At 67.5% G+C, this 25,600-nt stretch carries 22 protein-coding genes and 1 pseudogene; 12 read left to right on the plus strand and 11 right to left on the minus strand.

The window, feature by feature from the left end:
* Positions 1-4 precede the first annotated feature (4 nt).
* Positions 5-1,225, plus strand: a complete 1,221-nt coding sequence (locus E1181_RS12595) for an NAD(P)/FAD-dependent oxidoreductase (protein WP_132674295.1) — start codon at positions 5-7, stop codon at positions 1,223-1,225.
* A 10-nt stretch (positions 1,226-1,235) separates the two neighbouring features.
* Positions 1,236-1,829, plus strand: a complete 594-nt coding sequence (locus E1181_RS12600) for a TetR/AcrR family transcriptional regulator (RefSeq protein WP_132674297.1) — start codon at positions 1,236-1,238, stop codon at positions 1,827-1,829.
* A gap of 13 nt (positions 1,830-1,842) precedes the next feature.
* Here E1181_RS12600 and E1181_RS12605 read toward each other — a convergent pair whose 3' ends face one another.
* From E1181_RS12605 to E1181_RS12615, 3 genes are all read right to left on the minus strand, one after another.
* Positions 1,843-3,657, minus strand: coding sequence for a GMC family oxidoreductase (locus E1181_RS12605; RefSeq protein WP_132674299.1), 1,815 nt, complete (start codon positions 3,655-3,657; stop codon positions 1,843-1,845).
* Between the two features lie 111 nt (positions 3,658-3,768).
* Entirely contained in the window at positions 3,769-4,227 is a 459-nt protein-coding gene (locus E1181_RS12610; protein WP_132674301.1) for a LysR family substrate-binding domain-containing protein, read from the minus strand.
* 378 nt (positions 4,228-4,605) lie between these two features.
* Positions 4,606-5,571: a recombinase family protein gene (locus E1181_RS12615; RefSeq protein ID WP_235876728.1), complete on the minus strand. Its 966-nt coding sequence runs from the start codon at positions 5,569-5,571 to the stop codon at positions 4,606-4,608.
* Here E1181_RS12615 and E1181_RS32105 point away from each other — a divergent pair.
* The 10 genes and pseudogenes from E1181_RS32105 to E1181_RS12665 all read left to right on the plus strand — a co-directional run bounded on the left by E1181_RS32105 (position 5,473) and on the right by E1181_RS12665 (position 18,534).
* On the plus strand, positions 5,473-5,694 hold the full coding sequence (locus E1181_RS32105) for a hypothetical protein (protein WP_235876730.1): 222 nt from the start codon (positions 5,473-5,475) through the stop codon (positions 5,692-5,694). The two genes, E1181_RS12615 and E1181_RS32105, sit on opposite strands and share 99 nt — an antisense overlap.
* 689 nt (positions 5,695-6,383) lie before the next feature.
* Positions 6,384-6,710: a hypothetical protein gene (locus E1181_RS32110; RefSeq protein ID WP_235876717.1), complete on the plus strand. Its 327-nt coding sequence runs from the start codon at positions 6,384-6,386 to the stop codon at positions 6,708-6,710.
* Positions 6,711-6,718: 8 nt separating this feature from the next.
* Positions 6,719-7,468: pseudogene (locus tag E1181_RS32115) on the plus strand (beta family protein).
* 138 nt (positions 7,469-7,606) lie between these two features.
* Entirely contained in the window at positions 7,607-7,972 is a 366-nt protein-coding gene (locus tag E1181_RS12630) for a nucleotide pyrophosphohydrolase (RefSeq protein ID WP_132674305.1), read from the plus strand.
* Complete coding sequence (locus E1181_RS12635) at positions 7,969-8,967, plus strand: hypothetical protein (protein ID WP_132674307.1); 999 nt, start codon at positions 7,969-7,971, stop codon at positions 8,965-8,967. The genes E1181_RS12630 and E1181_RS12635 overlap by 4 nt, the downstream gene beginning before the upstream one ends.
* Positions 8,968-9,479: 512 nt before the next feature.
* The gene (locus tag E1181_RS12645) at positions 9,480-12,836 is read left to right on the plus strand and encodes a DEAD/DEAH box helicase (protein WP_235876718.1); all 3,357 of its coding nucleotides are present in this window, start codon (positions 9,480-9,482) and stop codon (positions 12,834-12,836) included.
* Positions 12,837-13,838: 1,002 nt separating this feature from the next.
* A complete protein-coding gene (locus E1181_RS12650; protein ID WP_132674311.1) occupies positions 13,839-15,164 on the plus strand; it encodes an MFS transporter in 1,326 nt (441 codons plus the stop codon).
* On the plus strand, positions 15,161-16,366 hold the full coding sequence (locus E1181_RS12655; protein ID WP_132674313.1) for a CaiB/BaiF CoA transferase family protein: 1,206 nt from the start codon (positions 15,161-15,163) through the stop codon (positions 16,364-16,366). Before E1181_RS12650 ends, E1181_RS12655 begins: the two co-directional genes overlap by 4 nt.
* On the plus strand, positions 16,363-17,532 hold the full coding sequence (locus E1181_RS12660; RefSeq protein ID WP_132674314.1) for an acyl-CoA dehydrogenase family protein: 1,170 nt from the start codon (positions 16,363-16,365) through the stop codon (positions 17,530-17,532). Before E1181_RS12655 ends, E1181_RS12660 begins: the two co-directional genes overlap by 4 nt.
* Before the next feature lie 21 nt (positions 17,533-17,553).
* Positions 17,554-18,534, plus strand: a complete 981-nt coding sequence (locus E1181_RS12665) for a LysR family transcriptional regulator (RefSeq protein ID WP_132674316.1) — start codon at positions 17,554-17,556, stop codon at positions 18,532-18,534.
* Here the strand turns inward: E1181_RS12665 and E1181_RS12670 are convergent.
* The 8 genes from E1181_RS12670 to E1181_RS12705 all read right to left on the minus strand — a co-directional run bounded on the left by E1181_RS12670 (position 18,501) and on the right by E1181_RS12705 (position 25,572).
* Positions 18,501-19,079 (minus strand): nuclear transport factor 2 family protein, encoded by a 579-nt coding sequence (locus tag E1181_RS12670; protein ID WP_132674318.1) that lies wholly within the window; start codon positions 19,077-19,079, stop codon positions 18,501-18,503. The two genes, E1181_RS12665 and E1181_RS12670, sit on opposite strands and share 34 nt — an antisense overlap.
* 23 nt (positions 19,080-19,102) lie before the next feature.
* The gene (locus tag E1181_RS12675; RefSeq protein ID WP_132674320.1) at positions 19,103-19,849 is read right to left on the minus strand and encodes an SDR family NAD(P)-dependent oxidoreductase; all 747 of its coding nucleotides are present in this window, start codon (positions 19,847-19,849) and stop codon (positions 19,103-19,105) included.
* Positions 19,846-20,604, minus strand: coding sequence for an SDR family NAD(P)-dependent oxidoreductase (locus E1181_RS12680; RefSeq protein ID WP_132674322.1), 759 nt, complete (start codon positions 20,602-20,604; stop codon positions 19,846-19,848). The genes E1181_RS12675 and E1181_RS12680 overlap by 4 nt, the downstream gene beginning before the upstream one ends.
* Complete coding sequence (locus E1181_RS12685) at positions 20,601-21,911, minus strand: MFS transporter (RefSeq protein ID WP_132674324.1); 1,311 nt, start codon at positions 21,909-21,911, stop codon at positions 20,601-20,603. Before E1181_RS12685 ends, E1181_RS12680 begins: the two co-directional genes overlap by 4 nt.
* 164 nt (positions 21,912-22,075) lie before the next feature.
* Positions 22,076-22,609 (minus strand): flavin reductase family protein, encoded by a 534-nt coding sequence (locus E1181_RS12690; RefSeq protein ID WP_207922123.1) that lies wholly within the window; start codon positions 22,607-22,609, stop codon positions 22,076-22,078.
* Between the two features lie 32 nt (positions 22,610-22,641).
* The gene (locus E1181_RS12695; protein ID WP_132674326.1) at positions 22,642-23,592 is read right to left on the minus strand and encodes a cyclase family protein; all 951 of its coding nucleotides are present in this window, start codon (positions 23,590-23,592) and stop codon (positions 22,642-22,644) included.
* Positions 23,593-23,614: 22 nt separating this feature from the next.
* Complete coding sequence (locus E1181_RS12700) at positions 23,615-24,847, minus strand: acyl-CoA dehydrogenase family protein (protein WP_132674328.1); 1,233 nt, start codon at positions 24,845-24,847, stop codon at positions 23,615-23,617.
* Positions 24,848-24,852: 5 nt separating this feature from the next.
* Entirely contained in the window at positions 24,853-25,572 is a 720-nt protein-coding gene (locus E1181_RS12705; RefSeq protein ID WP_132674330.1) for a TetR/AcrR family transcriptional regulator, read from the minus strand.
* Positions 25,573-25,600: the final 28 nt, after the last annotated feature.

Here is a 25,600-nt window from a genome sequence, read left to right on the forward strand (position 1 = left end):
AGCATTGGAGCGTCTCGTCGTCGGCGCCTCACTGGCAGGACTGCGCGCGGTGCAATCCGCCCGCCGAAGCGGATTCACCGGTCGGATCACCCTGATCGGCGCCGAGGAACACGTGCCCTACGACAGGCCACCGCTGTCCAAGTCGTTCCTTGACACCGGCCACGACGGCTCTCCGTCGTCCTTCCACAGCGAGGACGAGCTGCGCGAGCAGTTCGGGGTCGAGCTGCGGCTTGGGGCACCGGCCGAAGCCTTGGACACGGCGGCTCGGGAAGTCCGCGTCGCCGATCGCGCAGTGCCCTACGACGGGCTGATCATCGCCACCGGAGCAACTCCACGCGCCCTGCCCGGAGCCGGTGCGATCGCGGGTGTGCATCAGCTGCGCACCCTCGAGGATGCCGTGGCGATCCGGTCCGCGCTCGAATCCAGCGCCCGCACCGTGGTCGTGGGCGCCGGGTTCATCGGTTCGGAGGTCGCCTCCGCCGCGCGGAAACGAGGTCTGCCCGTCACCCTCGTGGAAGCCTCCGACCTGCCTCTTTCGGCCGCGCTCGGCCGGGACGTGGGTGCCGTGTGCGCGGACCTGCACCGAACGCACGGCACCGATCTCCGCCTCGGTCGCACGGTGACGGGGATCGAATCGAACCACGGCGCAGTCACCGGTGTGCGTCTTGACGATGGGACCGTCCTGTCAGCGGACCTGGTCGTGGCGGGTATCGGAGTCACCCCCGCCACCACGTGGCTGGGCGATTGCGGCCTTCGACTGCACGAGCACGACGGCGGTGTGCTCTGCGACTCCACGCTCTGGGCCGGAGCCCCGGGCGTGTACGCAGCCGGCGACGTGGCGCACGCGGTGAACCCGCTCTTCGACGACGACCTCATGCGCCTCGAGCACTGGACCACCGCCGCCGAGCAGGCAGCGGTCGCTGCCCGCCACGCGCTCGACCCAGCAGCGGCAACACCGCACGCTCCGGTGCCCTACTTCTGGTCCGACTGGTACGGACACCGCATCCAGTTCGCCGGGACAGCGCGAGCCGACGAAGTGCGCGTGATCAGCCAGGCCCAGCAGGGACTGCTCGCTCTGTACCGGCGAGGCCACCGGCTCGCCGGGGCGCTGACGGTGGATCGCCCCGGGGACATCATGAAATTCCGCCGCCGGATCGCCGGCCGCGACGACTGGGCCGAAGCCCTGGCCTTCGCGAGGCGGAGGGGACCCGCCCCGGTTGGCTAACATCGTCCCGATGGACGCCAAGGACACGCCCGCGCACCACACTGGTGAAGTGACCCTGCGCAACCGCATCGTGCAAGCGGCCACTGCTATCACCAGCACGAACGGCTGGTCCTCGGTGACGATGGGCCTGCTCGCGGAGACGATCGGGGTCAGCCGGCAGACCATCTACAACGAGATCGGCAGCAAGCACCAGCTCGCCGAGGAAGTGGTGTTCACCGAACTCCAGCACTTCCTGGCACTCGTTGACGGCGCGTTCCAGTCCCACCCCGACGATCTCGTGGCGGCTCTCCGCACTGCCTGCCGCGACGTACTCGTCCGCTCCGCGGAGAGCCCCTTGATTCACGCGATCGTGAGCACCTCGCACGGGGCGCGGCATGAGCTCCTGCCCCTGCTCACCACCCAGTCCGCCACGCTCATCGACACCGCCAAGAGCGTTCTTCAGAACCGCATTTCCCCCATGACCCGACCACTTGCCGAGAAGGAACTCGCCACGGCAACCGACGTCCTCGTCCGCACGATCCTCAGCCACGTCATGCAACCCAGCGCCTCGCCCGACGAAACCGCCGACAACATGGCCTGGCTGGCACGACAACTACTGGCTTGATCGCGGGCTGCACTCAGTCGAGTGAGGTGTGTTCTGACAGGATCACATCCGCTGCCTTCTCGGCGAGCATGTAGACGGCGGTGGCGATGAAGAAGCCGGGAATAGCGGGAAAGGCCGATGCGTCCACGACGCGGAGGCCCCGCACGCCCCGCACGCGGAACTCGCTGTCGAGCACGGCCATGGGATCGGCGTCGGCCCCGATCTTGCAGGTGCATGAGGCGTGGTGCCCCCACGCCTGGTCCCGGACGTATTCAGCGAGCCCCTCGCGGGTCGTGACGCTGTCGCCGGGCAGGACCTCCCGGGTGATGACGTCGGACAGCCGACTGCTCAGCGCACGCGCGAACTCGACACCCTCGACCACCGCGGTGAGGTCGTCAGCGGGGTCGTCGTTGCCCTCCTGGAAGTAGTTGAACTCGATCTCGGGGCTCTCTCGAGGGTCGCTGCTGCGAAGGTGCACCCGGCCCGCGGTGTTGTTGGTGTGGGCCTTGAGCACGACCCACGACACCATGTCCTGGTGCCTGCCGAACTCAGCGGAGTAGTTCGGGTAGTAGCCGCGGAAGAAGACCGGCAGCGAGAAGACGAACAGGTCCGGATCGTCGTCGGCGACGCTGGAGCGCTTGATGTACGCCGCCAGTGTGCCGTTGGTGGTGTACGGGCCGTCTCGCTGCTCGTCCCACTCGCCGAAGAGCGGATCGGCCGTGCCCTCCTGCGGTGCGTCGAAGTGGGAGCCGGCGAAGATCGGGTAGTTCTCGGTGAGCTGGTTCACCACGGTGACCTCGTAGCGGTCCTGAAGGTTCTCGCCCACCCCAGGAACGTCGGCCAGGACCTCGATGCCGTGCGCTTCGAGCTCCGCACGTGGCCCGATGCCGGAGAGCTTGAGCAGCTGAGGCGTGTTGAAGGCACCACCGCAGAGCACCACCTCCCGCGACGCACGCGCGACGTGGCGCTGCGGTTCACGCTCCCCTGAGCGTGCTTCCGGGTCCGCTGCGTAGAGATGGGAGCCGCTGAGGTACTCGACCCCGACGGCTCGATCGCCCTCGAACACAACGCGCGTCGCCAGCGAGTTGTACGCGATGGTGAGGTTGCCCGGAAACTCGTTCTGCGTGGCGAGGATTCGTTCTCGGCTGCCGTTGCGCTGGCCGTTGTCGACGGCGACGGGAACGAAGACCATCCCTTCCGAACCGTCCAGGACGAACCGCCAGTCGTTCGGGTCGTAGGGCGGTTCGAGGCCGTCGCCGCGGGCGGGCAACCGCTCGCGGCACTCCCGCTCCATCGCGTCGATGATCTGCAGGAACAACGGCTCGCGCCCACCCACGTCAGGATGGGCGCGCGTCGTGCCGAGCCAGCCCTCATGACCGTGTCGCGCCGCGCCGACACGCTCACCCCCGCGGGGATCCCGCCACCGTTCAAGGCGCTCGAAGTAGGCACGCATGCGCTCGGGCCGCCACGACTCATCACCGGTCAGATCGGCGATCGCATCCCAGTCGCTGTTGTGCGGGTACACCGTGATCATCGCGCTGATCGCCGTGCTCCCACCCAACGTGGCTCCGCGCGGATACAGCACACCACCGCGCTCCGGCGTGAACTTGGGATCACGCGCCTGCTGCGCGTCATCGCGGAAATGACGCGTGAAGAAGTCCCAGCGCATGCCGGGATCCTCACTGGCCCTGGCGTGGAACACCGGGACGTCGTAGTACACGCACCGATGGTCGTCGCCCGCCTCCAACAGCAGAACACGATGCCCCGCCCTAGCAAGATTCGACGCCAACGGACCACCACCAGCGCCCGAACCCACCACGACGAAGTCGAAGACCTCGGTGTCATTCATGACCGCCCGCTCCCTCCGGGTGACGAAGTAGCTGCAGGTAATCCAGTCTGATCGCCCCAAATCGCGCAAGCCACAGCAAGCACCGGTTTCTGCCTCTTCGCCGTTCGCTGATCAAAAGATCCCGGGGTCGTCGGCAAGCCGGAGCACCTCGTCCAACACCACCCTGAGGGCGGGTGTGTTGTCATCGCGTCGCCATGCCACCCTCAGGTCCACGTCGAGTGGCGAAAGGTCCGCGTCCAGTGGCGTTTCGTCGATCGGGACGAATACGACGGGTGAATCGGTCGCGTTCCGCGCCACGGACGCCAACGTCAAGTGGCATCCAACCTCGGCGCTGACGTGGGCCAACGCTGTCTGAGTGTCGGGAGCCACCTGAATGATCTCAGGCACGAAGCCATTGGCGTGAGCAAGCCGACGCAGGCGGCCTGGGAGTATAGCTTCCTCGCGTGGCGGGAGCGATACGAAGCTCTCCTCGGCGAACTGCGCGATCGATAGATGACGAGCATCCGCCAGCGGATGGGTGTCGGGCAAGGCCACGACGAGCGAGTCCGGTCCATGCGCCCAACGCCCCAAAGCCGATCAATCGAGGAGCGCTCACTTTCTCGAACGCGACTTAATTGATTTCATCCACAACTGAATCCATCAACGTCATCAACGGGCCCGTACGGGTCCGACACCTCGGGGACACCTACCGACAGGCACCCCAACACCAGTCGAAACCGCGCAGGGAGCCGACTTCGGGACACGCCGGGACACCCCACAAGATGCGTCCCCGCACACCGCCGCTACACGTTTTCGCAGCTCACATTGCACCCAGACTCTGTCCCAAGACGGTGCCCCTGATGGACCAGCGCCGGGACAAACGGGACAGCAAAAAGGCCCCCTGCCTCAACCTGTTTCGGGAACGAGAAGGCGGGTGAATAGTGTGCAAGTCCGTCCTCGGACACGCATTTACCCCATGGACCGTGGTGAACGTTCGTTCGAGCGCTTGCCACGGTTTTTGCTTCTCCGCACCAGGATCATTCCACGGGCAGTAGCAGCTGCATGCCGTCGAAGCCTGGTGTGATCCTGCCAGGCAAGCCCGCGGCGTCTTCGAGCGTCCAGCTGCTTCCCGTGCACACGATCACCTGTCCCTGTCGCCGGAGGTGATCTGCTATCTCGGTGGGCTCGCATTCTGTCCTCGCGAGCAGCCGGTCGCAGAGTTCGACGAGCAGCCTGTCCTCCCGGACGTAGACATTCTTGGCCGCATGTGGTGGTCGACCGCGGGCGCTGGTGTAACCGTGCCGGCAGCGGTATCCAGCGCGACCATTGACCCCAGTGCGAATCCAACCGACGCCCGCACTCCTCACACACCAGCAACCCCGCCAACGCATAGCGTCGGGTGTTCCCGTCGTGCGTTCTCCGGGCCGTTCGCATGCCCTGCACCGCCAGGAACAGCTCGTCCGAGACCAACGCAGGATGCACCTGGCGGTCCGACAGCACCCAGTCCTTCACCTGCGTCCGCCTGACCGCTCCCCCGGCCCGGCGAGCATGGTCACCACCACGGCCCTCGGTGCTGCGACGGTTCCACACCTCACGCCCCGTGTAACGCGGATTCTCCAGAATCCCGGTCACCGTCCGCACCATCCACTCCTGGCCGGGCCGGTGCGGATTCCGAACCCGATCAGCACCCGACGGACACCGCACCCCACGTTCGTTGAGCTCCCGGGCCAATCCCGCGACGCTTCGCCCGCTCGCCCGCTGCTCGAAAATCCACCTCACCCACGGCGCCGTGTCCGGATCCGGGTCCAGCCGACGCCGGCGGCGACCCCACCTCGCATGCGCACGGTTCGGATGCGGCCCGCCATCGACGAGCCGAAACCCGTACGGCGGACGCCCACCCAGGAACCGGCCCTGCTCCCCCGCCTGCACCCGCATCGCCGCCAACACCCGATGCCGAGCGCGCACCACCTCACGCCGGGACTGCGCCCCGAGCAGCATCATCAACGCCTGGTGGGTCGGATCTTCCGCCTCAACCGGTCCACCCACCTCGGGTGGTAACCACAACTCCACTCCCCGTTCCCGGAGAAGGTCCATCACCGACCGGAACTGCTCACCGCAAAACGCCCGCTCGTACTCCCCGACCACCACGGCGTCGAACTCCCGTGCACCGCTGGTGATCGAAGCCAGCAACGCCGCAGCAGCCGGCCGCTGCCACCACGACAACCGACGCGAACACCCCTCATCGAAGAACTCCCCCATGATCGCCCCACGCCCCGCGATCGTCTCCTCGGCCACCTCCCTCTGCCAATGCAAGGACGTCTCTCGATCCTGAATTTCCTTGGTCGACATCCGCCCGTACAACGCAAACCGCACCTCAACTCCAGAAGAACCCGACTTCGCGCCCAGTCCGATCTCAGCCGCACCCACCACGTCACCCGCCTCCACATCGCCTCCGGTCGGTAGCGGAACGCGCTTGGCCTGACCACCTGACGCGGATCCGCCCACATACGCCCAGATGGCCGTACTACCCGCGGGGTCAACCTTCGCGATCCTTCCGCGTCGAGTACGTGCCGCGCGATCGCTCCAGGATCCCGACCCGCCGCCGTCCACTCGTTCGGCCGTTAGTCCACGAGACCGCCACCTGCGACGATCATGGACGCCGTTTCACGTTCCAGCGACGCACGAAGAAGTCGATGTCATTTCGGGCCGGGCCGAAAAGGCCTGGAATCGTTGGGAGGTTGTCGCGCATGTCGGTGGCTGGAGGCATGCCCGTTCTTGCGATCAAAAGCAAGGAGGGCGAAGTCAACGCCCTCATGCACACGCGAGGAACGGACGGCCCTGTCCAGGTGATGGTTGAACTGCTCAACGGCACGGCACCTGGCGGATCAATCTCCAAGAAGATCGTCGAAGCCGGCGTGGAGGCGGCATTGGCGGACAACCCGCTCTGGGTGGACACGACCTGGCTCACCGCCGACAGCGCATTCGGCGCCGCCCCGCTGGCAGCACTCGAACACTTCGACCAAGAGATCGAACACACGATCGCGGACTCACCGAACTCGACAAACCATGCCTGATCCCGGTCATCTCATCTCGGGCTGACCAGCAGCAGCTTCACTCCATCCGCATGCTGCTCGAACACCAAGACCGCCCCGTGGTCATCCGCACTCAACACCCCTCCTCGATCGCCTCAGATCTTCCGCAGGAGATCGAGCGCATCGCCGCTGCTCTCCACCGAGGACCTGAGGCCTTTCGCATCGTCTTCGACGAGGGCTACCTCGAAGCAGTGGAGCAACACCGCGTCGACGCACTCGCGCAGAGCATCAACAAGGTCCTCACAGCCGGATTCACCTCGGTCAGCCTGCTATCAGGATCAACACCGCCGAAACGGACGAATTACGAGACCCACATCCGCCCGCGAGCTGAAGTGCAGCTGTGGGAAGCGGTCCGATAGGCCTGCGATCGCCGACTGGGCTACGGCGACTACGGGGTCGTCCACCCGATCCCGCCAACACCCGAAGGCCCGATCTTCGGACCGAACCCCTACATCCACTACACGGTTCCGGGTGCAACTCTCTCGATCGCGCGCCAGATCCCGGGGCGCAGAGGCGCACCACCATCCGGATCGTCCGAACGCTACTTCCTCGAGGTGGCCGACGAGCTCGTCCACCGTCCGGAATTCGCCGGTCCGCAGTTCTCCTGGGGCGACCGAGTTCTGCATTCCTGCAAGTCAAAGCCAGCGATGCGGCTGGGGAAGTCGACGAAGTGGATCTCGATCGCTACATCGCACCACCTGGCCCATCTCGCAAAGCGCCTGGACTCACCGACCTCCTGAGCCGAGGCCGCGCAACGCACGGTCGAGATCACCCGGACAACGACCCAGCTACCACCGCCTTCTCACGGGGTGCTTCACCACCGCCGCGCGGACGCTGCGACACCCAGGAGCAGGAAGATCCTCGTAGGGTTGATCGGCATGACGCTCGAGGACTTCCAGCGACGCCTGCGGGACTTCGCTGACGAACGCGACTGGCAGCAGTTCCACACCCCCAAGAACCTCGCCATGGCCCTGGCCGGCGAGGCAGGCGAGCTCCTCGAGCTCTTCCAATGGCTCACCCCCGAGCAGTCAGCCCAGGTCACTCGCGATCCATCCACCGGCGAGAACGTGCGCTACGAGCTGGCCGACGTCCTCGCCTACCTGCTCCGGTTGGCCGATGTGCTCGAAATCGACCTCATGGCCGCGCTCGATGAGAAGATGACCTTGAACGCGGCCAAGTACCCGGTGGAGCTGGCCAAGGGCAACGCGCGCAAGTACGACCAGCTCGGACAGGAGGACCAGTGAGGATCGCGCTCCAGCCGGCAGCGCTCAACGATCGCGACGTCGCCCAGCACTACCGCGACACCATCGACAGCAGGGTTGCCTTCTCCCAGCACGTCGACGTCGTCCCCTCGGGCGTTCTCACAACACTTGGCGCTGAATTTCCCCAGCACACAGCACAGTTCTGGGGAGCGACCCGCGGCCGCAACGACGTGAACGTCTCCAAGTGGGAGCGCCTCGAACCGGGCGATGCCGTCTTCTTCTACGGCAAGAAGCAGCTCTACCTCGCGGGCCACGTCGTCCTCACTTTCCGCAACGAGCCCATGGCCGAACGCCTGTGGGGCCGGAACCAGGACGGGCTGACCTGGGAGCTCATGTTCGCCCTCACCAACCTCCGCGACATCTCGGTCCCCATCGAAGAAGTCCGCAGCGCGCTGGACTGGAGCGACAACGCATTCATCCAGGGCTTCACGGTCTACGATGGCGACAAAGCCGACAGGCTCGCCGAACTGGTCAATCTCGACACGCTAACCATCCCCACCACCCAAGGCGGACAGGCTCCGGCAACCAAGCGGCCGAACTCCGTACCTGACGGACCGACCGACGGCACCGGAACGGGCAGCTGGCGCCGCGAACGCACAGCCTTCAAACAACGCCTCGTCGAACTGTCCGACGGCACCTGCGCGCTTTGCGGCAACCACCTACCACCCGACTTCCTCGTCGGAGCCCACATCAAGAAACGCGCCATGTGCAGCGAAGACGAGCGAAAGGACTTCGACAACGTCGGCATGCTGGCCTGCCTCCTCGGCTGCGACAGCCTCTTCGAGCACGGCTTCATCGCAGTCGGCGAAGACGGTCACATCCTGATCAGCGACGCCACCAACACCACCCCGGACGTCGCGCAGTTCGTCAAGGACCGCCTCGACGGCCGCACCAGCACCTGGTGGACCCCGCAGCGCGAGCCCTACTTCAAGTGGCACCGCGAGCACACCTTCATCAAACCCCACGACGGCGCCTAGCCGGGACCGAGTCTCTTCCAACGCGCACCGGCAGAAGTCGGCTCGGCGTCGGTGTCACGATCACGCCGCACGACACCCTCCAGCTTCCGTCGCCACCAATCCTGGTTGACCTCTCCCCCTCGCGAGTCAGCCCCATCGGGGCCGAGATCGGCAGCGAAGGTGCGGATCAGCGACAGCAGCGCGCCCTGCCGCGCTGAGAGCACGGCACCCCGTAGCGTTCCCGCTCGTTGCCGATCAGGCCCGGACTCACCGGACAGCACCACCAGCGAAACGCAATTCTTCGGGCAGGTCTTCTACCCGAGGACCTCCCACGCCCCGTGTGGTGACGGCGACGACGAGATCTCGCGCTTGCAGCCCACGGGAAGCCGATCATGTTCTACAGTGCCCCTTGCTCCGAGCGGTAATCACATGAACACACTGCGCGACGGCACTGGGGGAATTCTGTGAGTGACAGCCGGTCTGCGAACATCGTCCGGTTCTGGCGAAGCGTCGAGATGCTCAGTCCGCAAGACGTGCCGAAGACAAAACCCTACCGCCGCGGTGCCCACGAGCAGATCTTCGACCTGGACGCGGGGGAACTCGCCCCTTGGGAGTCGGGGCACCCGCTCCTCGACGAACCGATCCCCCCTCGGTACACGTGGCAGTTCACGGTCTACGGCGGCCTGTACTCCCGATCGGCCGTTGCCGAGGCGCTGGTGGAGGCGTTCGGGCAGGACACGAGGGAGGAACGACCGAGCGACGGGCGCACCGCCCTGTTCGCGCTCACCATCGACGCCGACGGGTGCCTGATCGAGAACGGCGCGACCCTGTCGGCCTGCGCTTGGACACTGGGGAAGCTGACCTCCTCCAGGCTGGATCCCAACGCCCTCGACGGGTTCGACGAGGAGGAACGGGCATTCGCCGAGGCGATGGACAAGCTGGTGCCGCCGGAACGTCGCTCCTCCACCGACGAGGAACACGACGGCAAGACGACCTCCGGCCCGTTCGATCGAGTCGTGCGCGCCTTCGGCGACCGCTTGAAGTCCGCGGGCATCGATGCGTGGAGCGCCGGAGCCGAAGCCGCGGGCACGGCCGTCAAAACAGCGACGGAGACCGCGGTGGGCCCGGTTCTCGGCGGTGTCGCCGGTGCTGCTGCGGGGGCGTTCACCGAGAGCGTGCTCGGCCCGGGCGACGCTGAAGACGACGGTGCTGTTTCCGAGACCGCCACCGCGCAACCGAGCGCACCTCGCCTTCTCGTCACCACCTTGGCACTGCACGATTTCGTCGCCGAGATGGCCGCGGCGCTGGGCGTGCGCGATTTCCTCAACGCCACCGGGGTGCGCGTCCGGTGCCGTGCAATACCGATCCGCGACGACTCCGCCGATCAGGACTTCCTCAACAGCCACATCGCCAACGACCTCAGCCATGTCGCGGACGCGGTGGCCAGGGACGACGTGGGCGCTGCCTTGCGGAACTACCTGACCGACGGGAGCGCGCTCGACACCGCGCGCCGGGTCGACGTCCGGGCGCACCCGGACGCGGTGATCGCCGGTGTCGAACCGCAGCACGTCCCGGCCGCGCGGTGGCCCGGCGACCCGGCCAAGCCGCTCGTGCTCAGCCAGCAGTTCGCCGTCAACCGCGTCGTCGCCGAGCTCCGCGACAACGCAGGGCTGTTCTCGGTGAACGGTCCGCCGGGCACCGGCAAGACCACGTTGCTGCGCGACGTGCTCTCCGCCATCGTCCTCGAGCGGGCGAGCCGCCTCGCCGAACTCGCGTCCCCTTCGGAGGGCTTCACCGAGCGCCTCGAACTCGTTCCGGTCGGGCCGAAAGAGATCCCCACGCCGGTCTACGGCGTGTCCTGCGCGTTGAGCGGCTTCGAGATCGTCCTCGCCACTGCCACCAACGATGCGGCGAAGAACGTGACCGCGGAAGTTCCCGGGATCGACGCCGTGCGCGGATACACCGACGAAGCGCTCGACGCCGACTACTTCACCGACCTGGCCTCGCACGTCCTCGACGCCGAGGCGTGGGGGTTGGTCGCGGCAACGCTCGGCAATCTCAAGTACCGCAACACGTTCGCCAAGCGCTTCTGGTGGGGCAACTACAGGACCTCGCAGAACCAGGACTCCCAGGACGCCGCCCCATCGGGCGCCGTGGGCATGTATCAGCTGCTCAAGGAAGCCGCCCACGATCCCGAGGCGGTCGACGACTGGGACACCGCGGTCACCGACTTCCGCCGTGCCCGCGAGGAAGTGGACCGCCTCGCCGAGACGCGGCAGCACGCCGCTGACGCGATCACCGCGGAGAGCAGTTGCCGTCGGCGGTGGGATGAGGCCAAGAGGGCGTTCGCCGACGCCGACGCTTTGTGTGCCCTCTTGAGAAAGGACTTGGCCACCAGCGACGCCGAGGTGAGGCGTGCCGACCGGGTGTTCCGCGACGCCGACGACGACTACGAGAGCCACCTCCGGCACCGGCCGGGATTATGGGTCACGTTGGCCACGTGGTTCCGGGCACCGCGTGAGTGGCAGGCCAAGCACGAGCGTCTCGAGGAGACTCGGGATGGGGCAAAGAAGAAGCTCCGCGACGCCGAAGGGACACAGGAACGACTCCAGCAGCGACTGAGCGCGAAACTGACCGAGCTGCAGAAGGCCGAGGACGTACGCGCCGCGGCCTCGTACGAGCTCGACCTGGCTCAGGGCCAGGTGACTCAGGCGCGCGACCGATGGCCCGGCCATGTGCCGATCCCCGACGATTTCTCCGGCGACGACGAGTTCCAGAAGTGCGCGCCGTGGTCCGACGAGGAGTACGTCACGGCCCGCAACCGGCTGTTCCTGAAGGCGCTGCGATTGCACCGCGCCTTCATCTTGCACTCCAGCAACCGGATCCGCAGCAACCTCAGCGTCATGACCGAGATCCTGCAGGGCAGCGCCAAGCCCTCCTCTGCGGCGAGGTTGGCGGCCTGGCAGTCCTTGTTCCTGGTCGTGCCGATGATCTCGACGACGTTCGCCTCACTGCCTCGCCTGTTCACCGGCCTCGGTCGTGAGAGCCTGGGCTGGCTCCTCGTCGACGAAGCAGGCCAGGCCACCCCGCAGCAGGTGGTCGGCGGTCTGTGGCGCTGCCAACGGGCGGTCGTGGTGGGAGATCCGCAGCAGCTGGAGCCGATCGTGACGCTGCCGACCTCGGCACAACACGCGCTGCGCCGTCATCACCAGGTCGACGAGCAGTGGACTCCGGAGACGACCTCAGCTCAGGGCGTGGCCGACAGGCTCACCCGTCACGGGACCACGCTGCCCCTCCAGGACAGCGACGAGCAGGTCTGGGTAGGCGCTCCGCTCCGCGTCCACCGACGTTGCGACCGACCGATGTTCGAAGTGTCCAACGACATCGCCTACGGTGGAACGCTCATGGTCTACGGAACCCAGCACGCTGGTCAGTTCCCGGACGAGAACCGCTGGATCGACGTCCGGAGCCAGATCTCCACCGGCCATTGGGTTGGCGATGAGGGAAACGCGCTCACCGATCTGGTCGAGCAACTGGTGGCGCAGGAAGTCGACCCGGATGACGTCCGGGTGATCAGCCCGTTCCGCGACGTCGTCAGAGGAGCCAAGAGCCGGCTCAGCGCGCACGTCGGCCCTGAATTCGCGAAGCGCAACGTGGGGACCGTGCACACCGTGCAGGGCAAGGAATCCGACGTCATCATCCTCGTGCTGGGGAGCGCTCCGAAAAGTCCCGGCGCGCGGCTGTGGGCAGCCGAACGCCCGAACCTGCTCAACGTAGCGGTCTCCAGGGCCAAACGACGATTCTACGTCGTCGGCAATCGACAGCTCTGGAAGGATCTTCGCTTCTTCGATCGGCTCGCTGCGTCGCTCCCCGTTCACGAGTGGCGGTGAGGTGTTCCAGGAACCGCGGCGAAAGCGAAGCCGGCCTCCTCGCCATGGGCACCGCCTGCACCATCCCAGAAGCAGACGTACTCGCGGGGACTCGGCATATCAGGCCCCGACACCGTGACCGACAAGGCTGGGAAGAACGCATCGCACGCGCACTCAACGAAGCGGCCACCGAGCTGGCGAAAAAGATCCAGAGCTACCACCTGTAGGCACCTGCTCCCGTTTCCGGGTGTCCAGCGCTTCGGAGCGGTTGCCGACTTGCGCGCGTATCCCGTCAAGGTGTCCCGACGAACTCCAGGAAGAAACACGCGAGACAGCAAAAGCCCTTTGCGCTCCAACCTGTTCCAGGAACCAGAAGGCGGGTGAACAATTCGCAAGTCCGTCTCGGACACTCTTTTGCCCCACGGGCTGGCTGGCTCGTGATGAGTGATCAGATCATTGGCTCCTTGGTCCCGCCTCCCATCGAGTCCCGGCTTCAGGCAAGCGGGGTTCGTCAGGGACAGCGGCCGCTGTCGGTGCCCTCGGTCCGCACCGAGCCAGACCCGCCAGGCGCCGTTTACGGGATCGGCCACGTCGACCGTGCGGGTCGGGTGTCGGCGCGCCCGATCCTGCGGGCACTCGGCTGGCCACCTCGACAGCCCATCGCGGTCAAGGCCACCCGCACGACGGGAACTCGACCTCAGAACCTTTGACCCCAAGTACTCCCGCGCCGGTGTTTCGCCGGTCAGATGTGCACTGGGGTACGAGGGTTGTGGTTCCGCGAGCTTGACGCGGGAACCGTGCACACACCGTGCGGTCCTCACCTGGTCCCGCCATCGGCTCAGAGGGGGTAGATGCGCACCTCGGGGATCGATGTGGCGGCGAGGCCACCACGCCCGAGCACGGAGTATCAGCTTTGGCTATAAGGCTGACTCGGGATCCGGCCTTGTCGTCGCCGTCGATCACCGGTGGAGTTGGTGCAGCGCAACGCTCGTCAACGAGTCCAAGGCCGTGACGGAGGCCCACATGGTATCAGCCGAATTCGGGACACCAGTGGTGTCACCGCCGCTCCCCCACCGGGACCGCAAGGCCTGGGGCATCGTCATCCTGCTCTTCGCCTTCTTCACCCTGAACTTCGCGGACAAGGCGGCCGTGGGGTTGGCGTCGCAGCAGATCCGCCATGACCTCGGGCTGAGCGCCGGGGACTTCGGCTTGGTCGGCAGCGCGTTCTTCTGGTTGTTCGCCGTCGGCGCGGTGGGGTTGTCCGCCGCGATGCGCTGGATCTCCGCGAAGTGGGCGGCGGCCATCCTGATGTTCACCTGGGTGGCGAGCATGCTGCCGCTCGCGGTGCCCACCACGTTCGGGGTGCTGCTGGTGTCGCGGATCGTGCTGGGCTTCTTCGAGGGGCCGGCGCACGCGCTGTGCCAGAGCGTCGTCGCGGACCGGTTCCCGAAGGAGAAGCGCGCGTTCGCCGGATCGATCGTGAACGCGGGATCCTCGGTCGGTCCGCTGATCTCCGCACCGGCGCTGACCTGGGTGATCGTCACTCACTCCTGGCACGCCGCATTCCTCGTGCTGATCGCGGTCGGCATCCTCTGGCTGGTGGTCTGGCTCTGCTATGTCGAGCGCCAGCCGCTGCGCAGGCGCCCGGTGGCCGAGGAGGTCGAAGCGGACCCGAACGGCCACATCGACGTGCCGTTCCTGCGGTTGCTGCGGCTGCCCAGCTTCTGGGGGCTCAGCCTGATGTCGTTCGCGGGCTACCTCATCACGTCGCTGAAGGTCTCCTGGTTGCCCGCGTTCCTCGGCGAAGGTCTCGGCTACTCGCCGACCACCGTCGGATGGCTGGTCACCCTCCCCTACGCCACAGCGGTCGTCGTCCTGCTCGCCAGCGGATACCTGTCCGGCCGGCTCCTCTCTCGGGGCTGGAGCTCCCGGGCCGCGCGCGGGTACTTCAGCGGCGCGCTGATCGTTTTCGCCGGCCTGAGCATGATCGCGTTCGCGTTGGTCGGACCGGGAACGCTCCAGCTGATGCTGGTGATCTGCACCTTCTCCATCAACAGCGTCGCGTTCTCGGTCGCCTTCGCAGGCGCGTCCGACTTCCTCCCGCAGCGCCAGCGCGCCGCGTTCTTCGGGTGCGTGATCGGGTTCTACAGCATCGCGGGAATCATCGCCCCCTACGCGCTGGGGCTCATCGTCCAAGCCGGACCGACGCCTTCCGCGGGCTACGCGAACGGATTCCTCGCCGTCGGCATCGCCATCTGCGCCTGCGCCGTGGTCGGCGCACGCCTGCTGAACCCGGAGGCCGCCCGCCAGGCGCTGGAGACCGAGACCGCGATGAGGAAGGCATCATGACGCAGGCACCGCTGACCGGGATCCGCGTCGTGGACCTGGGCCAGTACATCGCCGCTCCCGGGGCCGGACAGCAGCTGGCCGACTTGGGCGCCGAGGTGATCAAGGTGGAGAGCCTCACCGGCGACCAGGCACGTTCCGTCGGCTCGTTCGGTGAGGCGATGCTGCACGCGAACAACCGCGGCAAGCGCAGCATCGCGGTCGACCTGCGTCGACCTGAGGGCTTCCGGATCCTCGACCAGCTGTGCGCGGGATCGGACGTGCTGCTGCACAACTTCCGGCACGGCTCGGCCGAACGCCTCGGCATCGGGCCGGAGCAGGTGCGCTCACGCCACCCACACCTGGTCTACGGGTTCGTCACCGGGTTCGGAACGCGTGGCCCCTCGGCAGGGCGAGCCGGCCTGGACATCGCCGCCCAAGCCGAGTTCGGGGTCATGCACACCACCGGTGAAGCCGATGGTGAGCCACAGCGCGTCGGCTTCACCATCGCCGACGTGCTCGCCGCGAACGCGCTGGCAGCCGGGGTGCTCGCCGCGCTGGTCCGCCGCAGCCGAACCGGCAACGGCGCACTCGTCGAGACATCCCTGATGGAAGCAGTCGTGGCGGCTCAGGCGACGCAATGGATGAGCTACCGCCGCACCGGCGAAACGCCCTCACGGACGGGAAACGGCCAGCCGGCAGTGGCCCCCGCCGCGGATCTGGTGCAGACCGTCGACGGCGCCGTCGTGGTCTCCGCCTACACCACGACCAAGTGGGCCGCACTGTGCTCGGCGATCGGCAGACCCGAACTCGCCGCCGACCCGCGCTTCGCCGACAACCAGTCGAGGGTCGCCAACCGTCCGGCGCTCAAGGAAGTTCTGGGTTCAGCTCTCGGCCACCTCACCCGTGCCGACGCCATCGCGCTGCTGGCTTCGCGGGGGATCGTGTGCGGCTCGGTGCGGTCGTTCGACGAGCTCGTGAAGGACGCGGACCTCTCCGCATCGGGTCTGCTCGTCCAGCTGGACGAGCTCGGGATCGACGCCCCGGCCGCGCCCTTCCAGGTCGACGCGACGGTGCGCGGCCGGACGTCAGCCGCCCCCCGGCTGGGTGAGCACACCCGCGAGGTGCTGCGCGAACTCGGGCGCAGCGAGGACGAGATCGAACGGCTCGCCGACGACGGCATCGTCGGCAAGCCGGAGCAACCACGAGGGATGGAGACCCGATGAGCGGCACGCCCGACTTCGACGCGTACTTGCGCACGATCGCCGAGTTCACCGACGACGAGCTGATCCCGTTCGAGCCCGAGATGGTCGACGCGGGTCAGGTCCCGGATCGGATCGTGCGGCGCATGGCCGAGCTAGGGCTGTTCGGCATCTCGATCCCACCCGACTATGGCGGGTTCGGCTGGACGATGGAGCAGCAGGTGCTGCTGACGTTGGAGTTCACCAGGGCGTCGTGCGTCTACCGCTCGCGCTTCTCGACCGTGATCGGGCTCTGCTCGCAGGCGATCCTCGATCACGGCACGGAGGAGCAGCGCCGCGAGATGCTGCCTGACATGGCGGCCGGCCGGCAGGTCACGTCGTTCGCGCTGTCCGAACCGGAGGCCGGCTCGGACGCCACCAATGTTCAGACCACTGCCCGGCGCACCGGCGACGGGTGGGTTCTCGACGGGTCGAAGCGCTACATCACCAATGCGCACTGGGCGGACACGCTGCTCGTCTTCGCACGCACCGACGACGCCGAGGTGTCCGCGTTCCTCGTGGACCGGACCGCGCCCGGCGTGTCGACCCGGATTCCCGACCTCATGAACGGCCACGCCGAAGGCCCCGTCGGCGAGATCGACCTGGACTCGGTGGTCGTCGCCGAGGACCGGCTGCTCGGCGGGGTGCCGGGCGCCGGGCTCACGGCGGCGATGCGCGGGATCAATCACGCCCGGCTGCACGTCGCCGCCACCTGCGTCGGCCAGGCGACCCGGATGCTCGAGGAGACCACTCGCCACGTCCAGAACAGGCACCAGTTCGGAGCACCGCTCTCCGAGCTCGGCGTCGTGCAGGCCCAGCTGGGCCGGTGCTACTCGGAGATGGAAGCCGGGCGCGCGCTCACCCTCGACGCAGCACGCTCGTTCGACGCCGGAACCATTCCCCGGCACCGGATTTCGGCGGCCAAGCTGTTCTGCTCGGAGATGGTCGGCAGGGTCGCCGACCAGTGCGTGCAGTTGCTCGGCGGGGAGGGCATCGTCGGACCGCACCCGGTGCCCCGGATGTGGCGCGACGTCCGCACCCTGCGGATCTACGAGGGCGCCTCCGCCATCCACGAGCGCAACCTCGGCCGGGCGATGACCCGGTCTGTCGCGTCGGAGGGAGTGCTGCCGGACAGCTACCGCGTACGTTAGGGCTGGACCGGAGGAGGGACGATGGAACTGCGCCAGATCGAGTACTTCCTGGCCGTGGTCGAGCACGAGGGGCTGAACCGCGCCGCCCAGCACCTCTACGTCTCCCAACCGGCGCTGTCCCAAGCGATACAGGCGCTCGAACGCGAGCTCGGCGTGGAGCTGTTCCAGCGCGTGGCGCGGCGCAGCCTGGCCCTCACCCCGGCGGGGACGCTGCTGGTTCCCAAAGCGCGGGCGATCCTCGACGACGTCGTCGCCGCCCGCGACGCGCTGAGCTCGGCGCGGGACCTCGAGGCGGGCTCGGTCTCCATCGGCACGATGCCGGAGATGTCCAGCGATGCGGTCGCCTCCTGGATCACGTCGTTCCGGTCCCGCTACCCGGACGTGCGGCTGAACATCTCCGAGGTCGCCGGCGTCCGGGACCTGTGCGGTGAAGTGGTCACCGGACGCTACGAGCTCGGATTCACCACCCGGCCGGTCCCCGCCAAGAGCCTCGAATTCGTCGAGCTCGGGGTGCAGCGGCTGCTGCTGGTGATGCCGCCGGGTTCTCCGGCACCGCCGAGCGGGACGCTACCGCTCGACGCCCTCAGCTACCTGCCGCTGACGATCTGCTCGCTCGCGCAGCGCGAGAACGACCGGGTCGCGACCGCCCTGCGGAACGTGGGGGTGGAACCGCGGCTGATCGCGAGCATGCCCAACCGCCACGCTCAGCTCACCCTCGTCCTCGGCGGCGGAGTGCACGCGTTCCTCCCGCTGCGGATGGCCGTCCAGGCACGACGGCTCGGTGCCGTCGTGATCGAAACCGATCCACTGGTGTCGGTGCCCTTCGGCGTCGCGCACCGGCGCGATGCGCTGAGCCCGGCGGCGCAGGAGTTGGTCCGCCACTGCAAAGCCACCCTCGACACCTGGTACGCGGCCATCGCCAACGCTCAGACCGACGGGGCGAGCCTGATCGACGCGGCCGACGCCGCCTACGACGACGTGCACCTCCCGATGAATCCTTGATCGCCGGCGTCCGCGCTGTCGGCCCGTCGTCGCACCGCGGTCGACAGGGACCTCGTCAAGGGTGCGGCCGGGTCGGTCTCACCGCGGCTTCCTCGCACCCACGTCGGCGGGCTCGCCGTGGTGGGCAAGGGTGGGGCCGCGTGTTCCCAGTCGATGATCACGGTCCGTTCCGCGATCAGCCACCGATCCGCGCGTCGTTCGAAGATGTCGAAGTACCGAAGGCCTTGGAACACCGCCGCCGACGCACCGCCGTCGACCGGCTGTCGCCGGTACAGGCAATAGGTCTCCACCTCCGCGCGTTCCCCGTGCAACGCGATGGTGGGTGGGCTCAGGAAGTGGAAAGTGCTCTCCAGCGTTGCACCGTAGGTCTCGAAGAACTCGAAGAGCTCGTCGACGGTTCCGCTGAAGCGCCCGTGGTCGTCCGTGGCGTCGGGGTGGTAGCAGGTTCTGGCGAGTTCGCGGTCTCCGCGGTCGATCGCGTGCGCGTAGCGTCCGAGCACATCGGTGATCTCGGTCCGCGCGACCAGCTCGTCAAGAGTGGGCATGTCGCCTCCTCGCAGCAGGTTCTTCACACCGCCGTGTAGCCGCCGTCGATGACCAGCTCGGCACCCGTGATGTACTTCGACTCGTCCGAGGCCAGGAACAGCACGCCGTGGGCGACGTCGGCTGGTTCACCTCGAGCGCCCAGCGGTATCGCGGCGAGCGTGCGCGCGTTGTACTCGCGCGCCGCCGGCGACTCGTCCTGGCGCACCGAGCCGCCCGAGCCCGTTTCGATCGAGCCCGGGTGGACCGAGTTCACCCGGATCGCGTGCTGGGCGTAGGTGGCGGCGTCGGCTTTCGTCATCAACCGCACGGCCCCTTTCGTCGCGTGGTAGAGCGGCACCATCGCATTGCCGACCATCCCGTACATCGACGACATGTTGATGATGCTGCCGCCGCCTGCGGCGATCATCTGCGGCACCACGTGTTTGGTGCACAACCAGGTGCCGCGCACGTTGACGGCGAAGAGCTCGTCGAACTCCGCGATCTCGACCTCGTGAGCCGGTTTCCGCGGTCCGCCGACGCCGACGTTGTTGACCAGCACGTCGATCCCGCCGTGCTCCTGCGCGATCCGCTGGATCGCCTGCGCCACCGAGCGCTCGTCCCGGATGTCGACCTGCAGCAGGTCGGAGTCGGGTGCCCCCACCAGGTCCAGTCCGATCGTCACGCCGCCCTCGCTGCCGATGACCCGACAGATCTCGGCGCCGAGTCCACCGGCCGCACCCGTGACCACGCACGTCTTCCCATCGAGGCGACCGCCGCGGCCAGAGGTCATGACGGCCGCCCTGAGATCGCGGATCTGCCGCCATCGACGCGGATCGCTTGGCCGGTGACGTAGCCGGCTCCGGGCGAGGCCAGGAAGGACACCACCGCGGCGACCTCCTCCGGCCGGCCCATTCGTCCCAGCGGGATGGTGCGTTCCCACTGGGCTCTGGCTTCGTCGTCGCGCCACGCGTCGTCGTTGATGGCCGTGCGGATGAACCCCGGGTTGATCGCGTTCACCGTGATCCCCTCCAGTGCCAGTTCCGCGGCGAGCTGCCGGGTCAGCGCGACGATCCCGCCCTTGGAGGCCGTGTAGGCCGGGTAGGCGTAGCCGCGGTCGGCGGCACCCGAGCCGATGTTGATCACGCGCTTGGCGTAGGGGCCGTCCCCGGCCGTGAGGTGCGGCATCGCGGCCTGGACGACGCGGAAGGTGCCGACGAGGTTGATGTCGAGCACCGTCCGCCAGATCTCGGGAGTGGTGGCGCGCGCGTCGGCGCGCACGAGGACTCCGGCTGCGTTGACCACGACGTCGATGCGGGACCGCCAGCCCACGACCTCGTCGATGGCCGCTGCGACCTGCGCGTCATCGCGCACGTCGCAGGCCACGGCCAGGCGGTCCCGGTCATCGCGCCCTGCGGCCAAGCCCGCCTCGTCGCGGTCGAGGGCGGCGACGTGGAGTCCGTCCCGGCGCAGCTGACCGGCGATCGCCGCACCGATCCCCGACGCCGCACCGGTGACGACGGCGACCCTCGGAGCCCGCCCGGTCATGACGCCGCCGCCGCTGCACCGGTGCCGACCTCCGCTTCGTCGTCCGCGGTGCTGTTGTTGCGGATCCGAATGACTCCGATAGTCGAGATCAGCGACAGCAGGCTCATCGCCAGCAGGTACCACCCCAGCGAGTTGATGCCGAACGTGGCCACGAGGCTGGCCGCCACCATCGGGGCGATCGCACTGCCGCCGATCATGCCGATGGTGTAGCCGATCGACAGCCCGGAGTAGCGCACGTTGACCGGGAACGCCTCCGCGTAGAACACCCCTGCCACACCTTGGCCCGCGGCGTGCGGGATGCACATGAGCACGTAGCCGAGGAAGATCAACCAAACGTCGCCGCTGCTGACCAGCCAGATCCACGGGAAGGCCAGGACCGCCTTGCCGATCACCCCGGCCAGGATCATCCTGCCGCGGCCGACCCGGTCCGACAGCGTGCCGGAGGCGACCACGAACACGCAGTCCAGGATCATCGCGACCAGGACGATCAGCAGGATGGTGCCGCGGCTGATGCCCAGCGACGTCGTGGCGTAGGAGAGCCCGAACACCGACATCAGGTAGAACACCACGCCACCGCTGAGCGTGGTCCCCGCCACCAGCAACGTCCGCACCGGGTAGGTGCGCAGGATCGTCAGCGCCGGAGCACGGTCGGTGGCGCCGCGCTGCTTGATCTTCTCGAACGTCGGGCTCTCGTCGATGGTGCGCCGCAGCACGTAACCCAGCACGATGAGGATCGCGCTGAGCAGGAACGGCACGCGCCAACCCCAGCTCAGGAACGCCTCCTGCGGCAACGCGTTGAGCGGCAGGAAGACCAGGGTGGCCAGTACCAGGCCGAGCGGGCCGCCGATCTGCACGAAACTGCCGAAGTAGCCCTGCTTCTCCGGTCTGCTGTGCTCCATCGTCAGCAGCACCGCGCCGCCGAGCTCGCCGCCCATCGCGAATCCCTGCACGATGCGCAGCAGGATCAGCAGCACCGGGGCGGCCACGCCCAGGGTGGTGTAGCCCGGCAGGAGTCCGATGAGGAGGGTCGCGCCGCCCATGAGGGTCAGCGTCAGCACGAGCATCGGGCGCCGACCGACCTTGTCACCGAGGTGACCGATCACCACACCGCCGATGGGGCGGACGAGGAAGGCGACGGCGAAGGTCGACAGGGACACCAGCGTGCCGGCCAAGCCCTGCAGCGCGGGGAAGAACACCTTGTTGAACACCAGCGCCGCGGCGGTCGCGTAGATGAAGAAGTCGTAGTACTCGATGGTCGTTCCGATCACGCTCGCCGCAGCGGCGCGTCTGGACTGCAATGTGGCCATGATGTCTCTCTTCGTTGAGAGCGAATGGTTTTCGATACGTCGCGATTTCCGGCGATCGCTAATTGCATCGGAATACGGCCGTGCTCGGCCCGTGCCGTGAACGCGAAGAATGCGCACGCGGCCTCAACTGTTGAGAAGGTTTGTGAGTTCCCGGAGGGATCAGTTCATGCTGTCGTGCTCGGTTGATCCAGATAGGTGCCGCGGTGGAACAGCAACGGACGGCGGTCTGCGGTGCTGGCCAGTTCGTGCACCTCACCGATGACGATGGTGTGATCACCACCGTCGTACTCGTGCCACAGCTCGCACTCGATCCAGGCGACCACGCCGTCCAGGACGGGGGCGCCCAGCGGGCTCGGCAACCACTCGATTCCGGCGAACTTGTCCGCGCCGGAGCGGGAGAACTGCTGGCTGAGCTCCCGCTGATCGGCCGCCAGGATGTTGACGCAGAACGAGCCGACGTCGCGGATGCGCGGCCAGGTCCGCGAGGTCCGGGCGACCGCGAAGGTCACCAGCGGTGGGTCCAGCGACAGCGAGGCGAACGACTGGCAGGTCAGCCCGACCGGTCCCTCGGCACCCACCGCCGAGACCACGACGACACCGGAGCAGAAGGAGCCCACCACATCACGCATGCGCTGCGGCGGAATCGCACCGCGGGAATCGTTCCGCGTCGATTCGGCGATGTCACCGCTCGTTTCCATGTTTCACCACCTTCGTCATCTTTCAGTGGAATTCAGAGCAAGGCCACGGCGTTGCCGGGTGAGCCCAGCCCACCGACGAGGGCCAGCGGTACCGAGACGAACATGAACTCGTGGCGGCCGAGGTCTCGGAGTCGCGCGGCGAGCTCATCGAAGTCGAACAGTTCGCCGAGCGGGATGCCGAGCAGTCCGAGCAACCGGCGGTGCAGGCTGCCCACGGCAGGATTGCCGGGGGTTACCTCGACTGCCGGGTTGTCCGCGCCGATCGCTGCGATGTGCCAGTCCCACAGCAGTTCCGCCGTCGCCTCGTCGGCGCCCAGTCCGGCCGAATCCAGTCCGCTCTTGCGGGCCGAGATCTCCTCCCGTGCGGCGGGTTTCAGCGCCCGGTAGGCCTGCAGCCAGCCGGTGCGCACGCACAGCACGTCGCCGGGGCGGATCGTCACGTCCTGCGCACGCGCGACGGCGCGCAGCTCGTCGGCGGTGATGCTGCGCTCGGCGAGCGGATCGTAGTCGCTGCCGCTGAAATGCGTTGCGACGTCGAGCAGGACTCCGCGTCCGATGATGCCGGTGCGGGCCCAGTGGTGGATGCTCAGCCGCGGGTTCCCGGCCGCCGGGTCGTCCACGACTCCGCCGTAGAAGCCGTGCTCGCGCACCCGGTGGTGCCGGAACCCGTCCCACTGGGTCGACCCCTGCGGGAAGAAGGAGTCCAGCCGGTCGTCCCACATGCTGCCGATGCGCTTGATCGTGTGCTGAAACGGTTCTCGCCGGAACAGCGGCGGATCTGGTTGGTCCAGCGGAAGACTCAGCCCGATCCGTTCGCCGGTGCGCACCAGTCCGGTGGCGGCGCGCACCGCGTCGGCGTCGAGCAGGTTGAGGGTGCCGAGCTCGTCATCGGGCCCGAACACGTCCCACGAGCAGTTCGCGCCGAGGTCGTCCAGCCGGGGCAGTTCCGCGTACTTGGGTAGCGATGTCGCATCGATGTCCACTGCTCACCTCTCACTTGCGCGACTACAGCTCCTGGTCGCCGGCGAGCAGGCGTCCGGCGATCGTGCGGCGCTGGATTTCCGATGTCCCGTCGGGGATCCGCAGCGTGCGCGCGTGCCGCCACGCTTCCTGCAACCGCAGCTCGTTGGTTAGGCCCATCGCTCCGTGCACCTGCATCGCCGAGTCGCTGACCCGTCCCAGCATCTCCGTGCACAGGGCCTTGGTCATCGAGGTCTCCTTGACCGCGCGATGGCGCTGTTCGACCAGCCACGCAGTGCGCGCCACCACCGATTTGGCGGCGTAGACGTCCATCGCCATCTCCGCCAGCTTGATCTGGATCGCCTGGTGGTCACCGATGGCGGAGTCGAAGGTCTGGCGCTGCTGGGCGTACTCCACGGACATCTCCAGTGCCCAGCGGGCCAGGCCGACGCACATCGCCGACATCGACAGCCGTCCTTTGCTGATCCCCAGAAGCGCCAGGGCCAGCCCCTTGTGCAGGGTTCCGATGATGTGGTCCTCGGGCACCCGCAGATCCTCGACCGTGACGATGCCGATGTGCGATCCGGCGTGGCCCAGGATCGGGATGACGCTGGTGCACTCGAAGCCCTCCGACCGGGTGTCGACGAAGAACGCGGTGATGCCGCCGCGCCGGTCCTTGTTCGCCTCGGGGTCGGTGACGGCGAACAGGATGCAGTAATCGGCGTAGGGGGCGTTGGTGATCCACTGCTTCGAGCCGTTGATCACCCATTCATCGCCGTCCCGGACCGCCCGGGTGCGGATGCGCTGGACGTCGGAGCCGGCACCGGGTTCGGAGAGCCCGAAGCACAGCGTCTTCTCCCCCGAAGCGATGCCGTCGAGGTACTGCGCCCGCACGTCGGGCTTGAGCTCGCACAGGATCGGGCTCAGCCCGTTGGTGAACACCGACGGGATCACGTTCTCGTGAATGAGCGGCCGGGCGGGCCCGCAGATCCGGTTGAGCTCCTCCTGGATGTGCACCAGCGCGATCTCGCCGAGCCCACCACCGCCGAGTGCTTCGTCGCCGAACATGGTGTAGAAACCGGCCTCCGCCGAGGCCATCCTGACCTGCTTCTTCAGGTCCTGAACGGCAGGCACCAGCAGCCCGTTGTCGTCGTAGCGCTTGCGTTCGTCGTCGAGCAGCGCGGCGTGTTCGCGTTCGATCGGTTCCACGTGGCGCTCGATGAAGCTGAGCACCGCCTTCGCCGTCTCCGCAGCGTCTTCCGGAACGGTGAATTCCATGCGCGTCAGGTCTTTCTCTTCCGGGGCGCTTCCCTGGTGTCGTTGGCCTCCGCCTTCTCGACGTCCAGCGCCAAGGCACGCGCCCAAATGTTGGTGAGGGTCTGGACCACTTCTTCGATATCGAGGTCTTCTCGTTCACCGATGACCAGGTTGATGTAGGCGAAGTTGTTGATCATCGCCACGATCGCCTCCGCGGTGAGCTCGGCGGAGACGTCGGGATCGGCCGCGCCCTGCCGTTGCAGCCGTTCGATGCCGTGCTGCACGCGCTGCCGGAAGTCGCGCCGGATCTGCATGCGGTTCTCCCGCATGCGCTCGTCGAACGTGGCGACCTGCTCGACGATCCGGCTGAACCGCCGGGAGTGCTCCATCTCGGCGAAGTACTGCCGCAACGTGTAGGCGAACCTGTCGGCAACCGTTCCGGTGAAGTCGTCCGGCACGGCCGTCAGGAGGTACCGATCGGCGATGACCGAGTCGACGAGGTTGTAGAAGACGTCTTCCTTGGACTGGAAGTAGATGTAGAAGGTGCCCTGCGCCAGGCCGGCCTCGTCGCAGATGTCACCGACGCGGGTGTCCAGGAAACCTCGGGTCTCGAACACGACGCGCGCAGCGGCCAGCAGCCGGTCGCGCGTTCGGCGACCGCGCGCGGTTCGCGGTTCCGGACTCTGCTGCGAAATCTTCGACGGACTCTTCCTCTGGCCTTCACCGGAGCTGCTGTTCGCCATCATGTCTCCGTTCTCGGACGTGCGGCGTGCC

The sequence above is a fragment of the Saccharopolyspora terrae genome (genome assembly GCF_004348435.1).
In the GTDB taxonomy this organism is placed as follows: domain Bacteria; phylum Actinomycetota; class Actinomycetes; order Mycobacteriales; family Pseudonocardiaceae; genus Saccharopolyspora; species Saccharopolyspora endophytica.